Consider the following 12,364-nt stretch of genomic DNA (forward strand, 5'->3'; position numbering starts at 1 on the left):
TCAGAGATCGAAACCGATATCTGACCTAAAGTATTTGCCTTCGTAGTTTACGACCTGCGCGTTAGCGTATGATTGTTCTAAGGCTTCTGTCATATTTTCTCCATAAGATGTGATGGCCAAAACCCGGCCTCCGTCAGTCAAAACATGACCATTGTCGGATTTTGTTCCTGCGTGAAAAACCACGCTGTCTTTCACCTTGTCCAGGCCTGCTATCTGCCTTCCTTTCTCATAAGTTCCCGGATATCCGTCAGAAACCAACATTACCGTGCAAGTGGTTCGTGGGTCAACGCTCAAATGAACTTTGTCCAACGTTTGATCAGCAACAGCTTCGAATAGATCCACCAGATCTGTTTGAATTCTCGGAATGACAACCTCTGTTTCCGGATCACCCATTCTCACGTTGTATTCAATCACAAAAGGTTCTCCTTTCACATTCATCAAACCGATGAAAACAAACCCCCGATAATCGATTCCATCTTGTGCCAAACCGTTAATGGTCGGTTTCACAATGCGTTCTTCCACTTTATTCATGAACTCCTGATCCGCAAAAGGAACCGGAGAAATCGCGCCCATTCCGCCTGTGTTCAGTCCCGTGTCTCCTTCGCCAATACGCTTGTAGTCTTTGGCAGATGGAAGGATCTTGTAGTTTTTTCCATCAGTAAGCACAAAAACGGAAAGCTCTATTCCACGAAGGAATTCTTCAATCACAACTTTATCAGAAGCCGATCCAAATTTGTGCTCTACTAACATGGATGTCAGCTCAATACGTGCTTCCACCAATTCATCGCAGATTAAAACACCTTTTCCACCCGCCAAGCCATCCGCTTTCAGCACATATGGAGAACTCAATGTTTCAAGGAACTTGAATCCTTCTTCCAACGAATCGGAAGTAAACGAACCGTAGCTAGCAGTTGGAATCTGATGACGGACCATGAACTCTTTGGAAAATTCTTTGCTGCCCTCAAGCATCGCTCCCAACTTGGATGGTCCGATGACGGGAATGTATTTCAGCGATGGTTCCTGTTGAAAATAGTCAACAATGCCTGCAACCAACGGGGCTTCAGGACCTACAATTACCAGATGAATGCCGTTTCCACGAACAAAATCACGGACGGAAGGAAAATCCAAGGGGTCAAGATCCACGTTTGTACCAACGTTCTGCGTCCCAGCATTTCCTGGGGCGATATAAAGCTTGCTAAGCCTCTTGCTTTGGCTCATTTTCCAAGCCATTGCATGTTCTCTTCCTCCTGATCCGATCAGTAATACATTCATTCCTTGTGTCATATTTGGTGGGTCAAAGGTCTTATTTTCATTCAGAATTCATACCTGTAAAACGTGGTTGGCCCATGTGTTTTCATACTTTTGGAATCAATCAGAATAACAACAGAAATGGCCTACGAAAACATCCTTACATCGCTTGAGAACGGAATATTCACCATCACCATCAATCAGCCGAAAAAGCTGAATGCATTGAGCAAAGGTGTATTTGACGACCTAGACGCTGCAGTAAAGGAAGTTTATACAAATCCAGAAATCACCGGTGTGATCATCACCGGAAGTGGCGACAAGGCATTTGTAGCCGGTGCCGATATTTCGGAATTTGGTGGATTAAGTGCGGAACAAGGAAAAAAATTGGCCACGCGAGGTCAGGTCGTTTTCAACGCAATAGAGAACGCACCAAAGCCTTTTATTGCTGCGGTTAACGGTTTTGCTTTAGGAGGCGGATGCGAATTGGCCATGGCATGCCACATGCGTGTTGCCAGCGAAAGTGCCCGATTCGGACAACCAGAAGTGAATCTGGGATTGATTCCAGGATATGGTGGAACACAACGATTGATCCAACTGATCGGCAAGGGAAAAGCTATGGAGCTGCTGATGACTGCTGATATGATCAATGCTGATCAAGCATTGAGATTGGGTTTGGTAAACCACGTGGTGGCTGCGGATGAACTTTTAGCCAAATCGACAGAAATCCTGTTGAAAATTGCCACGAAAGCACCTGTTGCGATTGCAAAAGTGATTGAATGTGGAAACGCCTACTTTACAGATGGTGTTAACGGATTGGAATTCGAAATAGACCGATTTGTTGAATGCTGCACCACAGAAGACTTTGCAGAAGGAGCTGCTGCTTTCGTAGAAAAAAGGAAAGCGGCCTTCAAAGGCCGCTGATCAGCGTGAGAAATAGACAATAATATTCAGGATAACCAAAATGATGGCCAAGGCTATCATGATGTTGTTCCTGATCTTCTCTCTCTGTTTATGTTTATGCCAACTATCCACTTTGCTTCCTTGCCGCTAAACTAATCATTATTAGACTTCGAAAGGGCCTTGAAGCACCCCGAAATCGTATCCTTTTCCTTTAAGTCCTAAGATAATTTCATTCAGCGATCCCTGAAGGTTTTTCATCGCCTTTTTACTGTCATGCATCACAATAATGCTGCCGCTTCTAACATTTTTCAACACATTGTGAATAACTGTCTGTTCATCGATCTTTTGATCAAAATCTCCCGAAATCACATCCCAAAAGACAATTTTCTCGGTGTCTTTTAAAGCTTTGTATTGAGATAGCGTGAGCTTTCCGTACGGTGGACGAAAAAGCACAGAGGAGAACACCCGCTTACCTTCGAAAGCATTCTGCTTGTACTGTTCGGTTGGAGTGGTCCATCCATTGAGGTGGTCCATTCCATGATTTCCGATCGCGTGTCCTTGTTCTCTCATTTTCTGCACCAATTCTGGGTGCTGATCTGCATTCTTTCCAAGTATGAAAAACGTAGCTTTCACTCCGTGCGTTTCTAAGACGTCTAGCACAAACGGAGTTGCTTCCTGTTCAGGTCCATCATCAAACGTGAGATAAACCTTGTTCCCGCAGTTCTTTACCCTAAATACAGCTTCTTTAAAAAGCCATCTGTAAACCTTTGGCGGACGAATCAGATACACTCGGCCACCAATATTTATTTGCTCGAAAGCGGTGATTGAATGTATTTAGATTCAATTTCGTCAAATCGCGCCTCAATGGTCTTCAGCAACTCGTCCTGCTTGTGGATTCGCGCCAAGATCAACAACTTCTGAAGTACAGACATTGCAATTTCCGGTTCGTTACCCAAACGCGCCACTTGACTACGGTCGAGTCGTGTGTAATACTCAATCTCTTGAGCGTACACATCCATGAGCTTTAAAGCAATGTCGTTCGCTTTTTCGAACTCTCCGAGCTTGTAATATCCTTCGGCCAAACCTGCCGCAGAGAAATTAAGAAGGATGGATTCGTGTGGAATTGCTTCCATACAGCGATCAAGCGTTTTCAAGGCTTCTTCCTTCTTTCCATCTTCAATCAGGCTATTGGCAAGTCGTGCGTACATGCTTCTGTAGTTCAAACTCATTCGCTCAGTTTCTGTACCATGATAAACCTGTGGTTTATCCATGTTGCCCCATTTGAATTTGTTGACCATGTTTTCGTACATCGCCACATTATTCACTTCTCCTGTCTGCCCATCTTTATTAGCTCGTTCTATTGGAACCAATCGGTAGGCCAAACCTTCAATTTGGAAATATTTCTCTAAGCCTAAATAGTTGTCTCCTCCAACAGTAACAGCGAAATAAATTGGGCGCTCCCAGTTAGTGTTTGCGAGAATATCCAACACCATCAGGTGATTACGTGTAATTGATGAGCCCTTGATTTTCCAGACCATCTCTTTCACAATTCGGTCTGCTTGATCAGGTCTCACGGTTCCTGTACTCATCACTTTGGCAGAATCAACCGTGATTTTCAAGTTGCCAGTTGGCATGTAATTGAAATCGCCAACACGCGTTTGAAGCATGTACTGCTTATCATCCTGTGCCACAAAATCCAATACTTCCTTTAACTCTACGTTGCCTGGAATTTTTCTGTCGTAGATCGGAATCTGAAGCCGTTTTTCTCCCAACAGATCTTCTTCGCTGAACGTGAACGGAATTGGAGCAGCGTCATAAGCTGCTCTTCTCAATTGGTCGATGTACCAGTTGGTGTTGAAGAGGCTCAGGTTTACTACGCGGATGTCTGTTCTTACACCTTCCACCTCTTGGGCATACCACAATGGGAATGTGTCGTTATCGCCATTTGTAAAGAGTATAGCGTTAGGAGCGCATGTCTCCAAGTAATTGACTGCAATATCGCGTGCCGCGTAACGGTCAGAACGATCGTGATCATCCCATCCATCTTTTGCCATTACGTAAGGCGCAGACAAACTAAGAACCGTGGCCACTCCAGCGGCAACAACTTTCGGGGCTTTCTCTTTAAGCGCATCGTAAATAGCCGCTACTCCCAAGCCGATCCACATGGCGAAAGCATAGAACGAACCTACATAAGCGTAATCTCGCTCTCTTGGTTGAATTGGATATTGGTTCAGGTACACAACAATGGCCAAGCCTGTCATGAGGAACATGAGACCAACCAGCCATGCACTTTCCTTATCTCTATAATATTGAAACACAAATCCGATCAATCCCAGAATAAGTGGCAACATATAAAACTTGTTGTGCGCCTTATTTGAGGTGATAGAAATTGGAAGATTGTCCTGCGGTCCAAGACGCATTTCATCAATAAATGGAATTCCAGAAATCCAGTTTCCATGATTGATCTCTCCGTGACCTTGAACATCATTCTGCCTTCCTGCAAAATTCCACATCAGATATCGTAGGTACATATGTCCGATCTGATACTTGAAGAAGAAGGCCAAATTCTGTCCCAACGTTGGTTTCACGTCTCCGCCTTTAGCGCCTGTCCAGCTTTTGTATTCTTCGATATGGTGTGCTTGATTGCTGTACATACGAGGAAACAATCCGCTCATTTTAGGGTCATATTCAGCGATGGACTTTCGGCCAGAAACCTCGTACGATTCCTTTGCCTGATAGTAAACCTTATCGCCATCTTCTTTTCCTACATATTCTGCATTGAAATATGGTCCGTAAAAAAGTGGGCGATCTCCGTATTGTTCTCGATTTAGATATGATTGCAGTGCAAAAACGTTGTCTGGGTTACTCTCATCCATTGGCGGATTCGCCATAGATCGAATTACCGTTAGCGTGTATGCTGAATATCCAACCAGCAACATCATCATGCTCAGAATAACCGTGTTTGCGGTTACCATCTTCTGCTTTTTGGTGTAATACAATCCGAAAACGATTGCGGCACCTAATAATATCAGGTAGAAGAACAAACCAGAATTGAATGGCAGTTTCATGGAATTGACGAACAGCAGTTCGAACCATGAAGCCACTTTCACCACATAAGGAATGATGCCATATTGAACGAACACCAAGATGGCCAACGAGGCAACGCCTGCACCAAGGAAACCGATCGTAGTTGGCTTGAATCGCTTGAAGTAATAAACGAAAGTGATGGCCGGAATGGCAAGCAGGTTCAGCAAGTGAACTCCGATTGACATACCAAAAAGCAACGCAATAAGTACAATGTAACGGTCGGCATGCGGTTCGTCTGCCACGGATTCCCATTTAAGAATGACCCAAAAAACCAGCGCTGTAAACATGGAAGAAAGCGCATAAACCTCGCCTTCAACAGCCGAGAACCAGAATGAATCAGAAAACGTGAAGGCCAGAGCACCAACAGCACCGCTTCCCATTACGGCCAAGATCTTGGCGAAATCGTTCTCATCTCCATCCTTTCCGATTACCAATTTCTTGGCAAAATGGGTAATAGACCAGAACAGAAATAAAATAGTGAAAGCACTGGCAAGAGCAGACATTGTGTTTACCCATTTGGCCACTTGCGTTACATCATCTCCAGCAAAAATGGCGAAGAATCGTGCTAACATCTGAAACATTGGTGCTCCAGGTTCGTGACCAACCATTAACTTATAAGAGGCGGAAATATATTCTCCGCAATCCCACCAACTTGCTGTTGGCTCAATCGTAGAAACGTAAACGAATGATGCCACAAAAAACACCAACCAACCCGTAAGGTTGTTCATCAATCTGTACTTGCTCATAAAGGCTTTGTTTAAGCGATGCCGAATTTAGGAATATTAGCCACAAGAGACGGAGAAGCACTTGCAAAAGTTGTTTGTGTCGATGTTAAACTTTCTTATTTTTGCCGCCCAAATTGACCCATGGTGTAACTGGCAACACGTCTGGTTTTGGTCCAGAAGAGTCTAGGTTCGAGCCCTAGTGGGTCAACAGAAGCAAAAAAGCACCTCCCAATGGAGGTGCTTTTTTTGTGTTGAGCATATGAGTACTGACTACTTTTACAATCCATGAAAAACATCCGCAACTTTTGCATCATTGCCCATATTGACCACGGGAAAAGCACGCTGGCCGACCGTCTTTTGCAAGTGACAGGTACTGTTTCTGACCGCGAAGCACAGGCACAAGTATTGGATGACATGGACTTGGAGCGCGAGCGTGGCATTACCATAAAGAGCCATGCAATTCAAATGAACTATCGTTTGAACGGTGAGGATTACATCTTGAACCTGATTGACACTCCCGGACACGTGGATTTCTCGTACGAAGTTTCGCGCGCTATTGCAGCTTGCGAAGGAGCGCTTCTTATTGTAGATGCTGCCCAGGGAATCCAAGCACAGACCATTTCCAATCTTTATTTAGCGTTGGAACATGATCTAGAGATTATTCCTGTGTTGAACAAGATTGACCTTGACAGCGCCAATCCGGAAGAGGTGAAGGATCAGATCGTTGAGCTTTTAGGCTGCGACCGAGGAGATATTCTTGCGGCCAGCGGAAAAACAGGCGTGGGTATTCCAGAAATGTTGGAAGCAATTGTTGATCGGGTTCCAGCACCAAAGGGAGACCCTGAGGCTCCATTACAAGCGTTGATCTTTGATTCTGTTTTCAATCCGTTCCGAGGTATCATCGCCTATTTCCGTGTGATGAATGGAAGCATTCGCAAGGGAGAACAGGTGAAATTTGTGGCAACGGGCAAACAATATGGCGCTGAAGAGATCGGCATTTTGAAATTGAAGCCATCGCCACAATCACAGGTTTTTGCCGGAAACGTTGGCTACATTATTTCGGGCATCAAAACAGCCAAAGAGGTGAAAGTGGGTGATACGATCACTTCTGTGGATCGTCCTTGTGCTGAAGCTATTCAAGGCTTTGAGAATGTGAAACCGATGGTTTTTGCAGGTATCTACCCAGTTGACACAGAAGATTACGAGGAGTTACGCACCAGTATGGACAAACTCCAGCTGAACGATGCATCATTGACATACGAGCCGGAAAGTTCTGCGGCACTTGGTTTCGGCTTCCGTTGTGGTTTCTTGGGAATGCTTCACATGGAGATCATCCAAGAGCGCTTGGAGCGTGAGTTCGACATGACGGTGATCACTACCGTTCCTAACGTTTCATACATCGCCCACACCAAGAAGGGCGAAAAGTTGATCATCAACAACCCATCTGACCTTCCGGAACCCAACTACATCGATGTGGTGGAAGAGCCTTACATCGCTGCGCAGATCATCACTAAATCTGAATACGTTGGGGTGATCATGACGCTTTGCATTGACAAACGCGGCATTCTGAAGAACCAGATCTATTTGACCAGCGACCGAGTGGAACTTCAATTTGAGCTTCCGCTAGGCGAAATCGTGTTCGATTTTTACGATAAATTGAAATCCATTTCGCGTGGATATGCTTCTTTCGATTATCAACCTCTTGATTACAAGCCAAGTCGGTTAGTGAAATTGGATATCCTGCTTAACGGAGATCAGGTTGATGCGCTATCAGCCCTTATTCACATGGATAATGCGCACACCTTGGGGAAAAAGATATGCGCCAAATTGCGCGAATTGATTCCGAGACAGCAGTTTGATATTGCTATTCAAGCAGCTATTGGTGCCAAGATCATTTCGAGAGAAACGGTAAAAGCGATGCGAAAGGACGTTACCGCCAAATGCTACGGTGGCGACATCTCGCGTAAGCGAAAACTCTTGGAAAAGCAGAAAAAAGGGAAGAAACGTATGCGCCAAGTAGGAAACGTAGAAGTTCCTCAGTCTGCGTTTATGGCTGTTCTTAAACTGGATTGATCAGTCTTTGAGAGTAATCACCTCATAGGTCACATCATCCACATAGACTTTTCCTGAGTTCGATAAGTAGGGATAAACGATCCATTGGTCTGTAGTGTCAGCTGCTTCTCTGAGGTCGGCTATGTGTTTCACTTCCATCCACTCTGCGGGCTTTGAAACGTACTGCCCGATACCAATGTAATCGTGGCCGTAATCTGTCGAATCGTTGCGGTAAGAATAGGCAATGGTCAAATTCGGAAATGCCTCTTCAGACCAAACCTGAGCAGTGATCAGCAACTTCTTGTTCCCACTGGAACCAAGGGCCGCTACAGGAACCCCTAAAGTAGATCCGAAGGGGGCGTCACCCGTCAGTTTCGTGCTTTTTGTTCCTGCAAAGGCCATTTCTGTGTTGACTCCTTGCGTGCCCCAATTATCGTTTTCTTCGAATCCTGAATGGAAATCAACCCTGCTTAATACAGATTCATCATTGGGTATTTCCAGCACTTTCTCCTGACGGTAGAAAATGCCATCATATTCTCTTCCAGTCTGCATAAAAACCTGCCAATACCTATCCTTATCCATTCCATCCCAATGAAGAATGAACTTTTGATATTGATAGCTCTGAACCAAATTGACTGAGACGAAAAGCAGGCAGAACGTTATCACGATTCCTTTTGCCAAACGGCCACTATTTTGAATGAGAAATGCCAATCCGAAGATGAAAAATGGCAAGTACTCGATGAGAGCGCGCATGCCAAAACTGCCGCCATAGTACCAATTCCACCAACAGGAGATCACGTAAATGCTGATGGCGAGAAATGCCCAAAGCCAACTAGCTTCTTTCGGTCTTTTGAATAGGTACAAAACAAGGCCGATGGCGCCCAGAAATGCCACTGGCGAATACACAAAAAAGCCTTTTTTAAAGCTGAAAAGCACATTCAATATTTCGGGAGAAAGGAAGTTGAATCCCTCGCCTTGGTACGACCAAACAAGTGGTTTTCCTACTTGCAACACGTACATCAGCGATTGAAGAGAAAGAATACCGACAACCACGATCATGGCGAAAATCATCTTGCTGCCGAAAGCTTGTATCAGGCGCGTTCTTATCGGTTCTATTCCACCAGCAATGAATGGAACGCTCAATAGCACAAGTCCATTCGCTGGGCGAACAAGTACAATCAGGGCGAAAATGGCTGCAGACGCAATCCAATATTTTTGACTGCCAACCTGTATGAATTGCTGAACCGTGTACAGAAAAGCACAGAAAAGCGCGAAGCTGTACGCGTGAGACATGGCCGGTTCGGAAATGGCATAGTGAAACAGTCCCGTGGCGAACAGGCAGCAGACAACCGCAAAAAGTGCTGTTTTCCGTTCAATTCCCTTTGCCTCAAGAAACTTGGAAAGAAAGTACATGCCCACGCCTGAATAGAACAGCGCGCTGAGCATTATGCCATATTGAAATGGAGATGAATAGCCATCCACAGGAAACCCAAATAAAAATGCTGCGCCACATGAAAGTAAAAAGAATGGTAGCGTGAGAATGGCCGTTCCTGCGTAGTATTTATTGATTCTTCCGAGGTCAGAAACCACGGTAAAATCGGCACCTCCACCATCAAAATAAACATCGGCATAAGAGTGGATGACCTGATCCCAGTTGAACGAATGTTCGAGGAAAATGGCTACCAGATATCCGTAGTATCCCTGAGCGTCCGCATGGATGAGGCCATACATCGCTTCGTTATCGAAAATACCAGAAAGAGCCAGAACAAAGGCTAAAACAAGGCTTGCTGAAATCACCGCAACCCTCATCGTGCTTGTATAAAAGTGATTTCAAAGTCGTCTATATAAACCTGAGCCCCATCCGATTTCATAGGATAAACCACAACCTTATCTGAAGAGTCTCTTGGTGCGCCACATTTAAAAACAGCCGTGACCCAGCTCCATTCATTTCTGCCATTGAACTGCGGTCGAAGTGGATATTTTTTCCAAACGTAACTGCTTCCAGTACTATCGTCTATGGCGCAGACAAACGAAAGATCGGTTGTTCTGGAATCTGAACGAACCCAGCCGCTTACTCGAATTAAGTTGAAAGGAACGGCTACTTCAGAAACAGGTTTGCGAAAAGTAATTCCGTACTGGTCTTCTGGCAACATGAGCGCTGAATGTGCTCCAGTGTAAAATGCTTCGTTGGTAATTTGCTGTTCGTTACCCCAACCGAATGGTTCTTCTAATCCGTGTTTGATCACCAAGCTATCGAGACCCAAATAGCTGTCCTCTCCAGGATAACCTGAGTAATACCAAGCAAGATCATTTCCAGTGCGCATGAACAGGCTCCAGAATTTCACCTTCGACATGTTATCAAAAGGAATAATGTTGTGAACGTACTGATAGGTTTGCACTAGCTGCATGGGAACCAATGCGACTGCTGCGATCGTTAAAAGCCATGGTTTCAAAAATCCCAAACCGTATTGCAGCGCAGCCGCCAAACCAATGGCAAACAGCGGATAAACATCAATGAACGCGCGATGGCCGTAGCAGCCTCCATAGTACCACATCCACCAAGAAGAAATGACCCACGTAAATGCCGCAAGCACAAACAAAAGCCACCCGAACTGTGGCCTGTTGCGATGAAGTCTAGCCGCTAATCCGATAGCCGTAACAAAGAGAATCGGACAATAAACAACAAGTCCTTTCCGATAACCGAACAGTACATTGAAAATCTCTGGCGCGAGGAAATGAAACCCTTCTCCTTCGTAAGACCACACCATCAGTTGTCCTGTTTGAAAAAGGTAGATAACGGGCTGAACAGCTACAATTCCCCAAAAGATAAGTGCCGAAATCAGTAACGCTTTCTTATTTGAAAAAAGACGTTCGATGAGATTTAGTGTTCCGAAAAATCCAGATGTGACAACCGGAACTGCAAGAACGATCAGCGCGTTAGTGGGACGGATGAGCACCGTGAGTGCTAAAAATCCAACAGCCAAAACCAGATTGCGAATAGTCAGTTGCTGAGCAGATTTCCAAACGAAAAACAAGAATGCTGAAACAGTGAAAAACGTGTAAGCATGAGACATGCCTGGCTCGTAGATCACATAGTAGAACAGGTTTGTGCCGAACAGAACAAGGAATAAAGTAAGTAGGATGATGTTCGGTTTAAAGCCCATCGCATTGAGCAGTTTACCCAAAAAGAATAGCCCCAAACACACACTTACAATTGCTGCCAAAGCCACCATCAACTGAAACGGCCGCGAATATCCGTCAACAGGAAGTCCTAAAACCATACTTAGCGCGCAGCCCACAAAGAAGAATGGTGCTTGAACTACCGAGGTTCCGGCAAAGTACTTATTGACGTTTCCCGTAGGGGTTTCTACCACATAATTGGCACGTTTCCCTTCAGGATAATAGGTTTCATTAATCGCATCGACAAACGAAAACTGAAGGTCGTGATAGATGAAAACAGCTGGAAGATATGCGTAGTAGCCTTGCCCATCAGTCATAATAAGCGGCTCTTCCGAAAGGTTTTGCCAACGGGTAAAGCTGGCAAATCCGATCAGTCCGATGAAAACAAACCAGACAAATCGTGTTACGTTCAAATCAGCAGAAACTACTTGCTGAAGATATTATACTTCAGAATACAATAGATGGCACGGAAACCGTCTTTGGCTCCGATCTTTTTTCCGTCTTCGTAGGTCCTTCCATAGTAAGAAATACCAACTTCATAGATTCGGATCTTAGGAATGCGGCTGATCTTGGCCGTAACTTCTGGCTCAAACCCGAAGCGGTGTTCCTTCAACTTTAGGCTTTGCACCATTTTGGTATTGAACAGCTTATAACATGTTTCCATATCTGAAAGGTTCAGATTGGTGAACATGTTTGATAGGAACGTGAGGAACTGATTTCCGATCGTGTGCCAGAAAAACAGGATTCTGTGCGGATTTCCACCCAAGAATCGGGAACCGTAAACCACATCTGCATTGCCTTCTACAATCGGCTTCAGCAGGTCATTGTACTCGCGTGGATCATATTCGAGATCGGCATCTTGAATTAACAGATACTCTCCCGTTGCCAGTTCAATTCCTTTATGAAGCGCTGCTCCTTTACCCATATTCACGGGTTGCGAAAAAAGCCGAATGTCCATATCTGGATTCTGCGCTTGGTAATTCTCAACAGCTTCAACGGTATTGTCAGAGGAGCAATCATTCACAATGATCAACTCTTTTTTAATTCCGTTCACCAGTTCAACCGCCTTTATTCTATCAAGGATCAGATGAATGGTTTTGCCTTCGTTGTAGGCCGGAATGACTAGGGATAGTTTTGAAATTGACATATAACGAGTTGAATAAGACGCAAAA

Annotated in this window: 8 protein-coding genes and 1 tRNA gene; 3 read left to right on the top strand and 6 right to left on the bottom strand. The window is 44.8% G+C overall.

Annotated features, from left to right (window positions below; genetic code table 11):
• Window positions 1-1,272 (bottom strand): phosphoribosylamine--glycine ligase, encoded by a 1,272-nt coding sequence (gene purD, locus K9J17_01780; protein ID MCF8275437.1) that lies wholly within the window; start codon window positions 1,270-1,272, stop codon window positions 1-3.
• A 117-nt stretch (window positions 1,273-1,389) separates the two neighbouring features.
• Here purD and K9J17_01785 point away from each other — a divergent pair, with 117 nt between their 5' ends.
• The gene (locus K9J17_01785; GenBank protein ID MCF8275438.1) at window positions 1,390-2,169 is read left to right on the top strand and encodes an enoyl-CoA hydratase/isomerase family protein; all 780 of its coding nucleotides are present in this window, start codon (window positions 1,390-1,392) and stop codon (window positions 2,167-2,169) included.
• A 141-nt stretch (window positions 2,170-2,310) separates the two neighbouring features.
• Here the strand turns inward: K9J17_01785 and K9J17_01790 are convergent, their stop codons facing one another.
• A complete protein-coding gene (locus K9J17_01790) occupies window positions 2,311-2,928 on the bottom strand; it encodes a polysaccharide deacetylase family protein (GenBank protein MCF8275439.1) in 618 nt (205 codons plus the stop codon).
• Between the two features lie 23 nt (window positions 2,929-2,951).
• On the bottom strand, window positions 2,952-5,981 hold the full coding sequence (locus K9J17_01795) for a DUF2723 domain-containing protein (protein MCF8275440.1): 3,030 nt from the start codon (window positions 5,979-5,981) through the stop codon (window positions 2,952-2,954).
• Window positions 5,982-6,095: 114 nt separating this feature from the next.
• Here K9J17_01795 and K9J17_01800 point away from each other — a divergent pair.
• Window positions 6,096-6,168, top strand: a tRNA-Gln gene (locus tag K9J17_01800).
• 77 nt (window positions 6,169-6,245) lie between these two features.
• Window positions 6,246-8,033 carry a translation elongation factor 4 gene (gene lepA / locus K9J17_01805; protein MCF8275441.1) on the top strand — a complete coding sequence of 596 codons (1,788 nt, stop codon included), beginning with the start codon at window positions 6,246-6,248 and terminating at the stop codon, window positions 8,031-8,033.
• On the opposite strand, the gene K9J17_01810 is transcribed toward lepA, so the two are convergent.
• From K9J17_01810 to K9J17_01820, 3 genes are read right to left on the bottom strand one after another with little or no spacing between them, the layout of a single operon-like run.
• The gene (locus K9J17_01810) at window positions 8,034-9,821 is read right to left on the bottom strand and encodes a hypothetical protein (GenBank protein MCF8275442.1); all 1,788 of its coding nucleotides are present in this window, start codon (window positions 9,819-9,821) and stop codon (window positions 8,034-8,036) included.
• Window positions 9,818-11,605: a hypothetical protein gene (locus tag K9J17_01815; protein MCF8275443.1), complete on the bottom strand. Its 1,788-nt coding sequence runs from the start codon at window positions 11,603-11,605 to the stop codon at window positions 9,818-9,820. Before K9J17_01815 ends, K9J17_01810 begins: the two co-directional genes overlap by 4 nt.
• Before the next feature lie 11 nt (window positions 11,606-11,616).
• Window positions 11,617-12,339 (bottom strand): glycosyltransferase family 2 protein, encoded by a 723-nt coding sequence (locus tag K9J17_01820; protein ID MCF8275444.1) that lies wholly within the window; start codon window positions 12,337-12,339, stop codon window positions 11,617-11,619.
• Between the last annotated feature and the right edge of the window lie 25 nt (window positions 12,340-12,364).

Source organism: Flavobacteriales bacterium (assembly GCA_021739695.1).
GTDB lineage: Bacteria > Bacteroidota > Bacteroidia > UBA10329 > UBA10329 > UBA10329.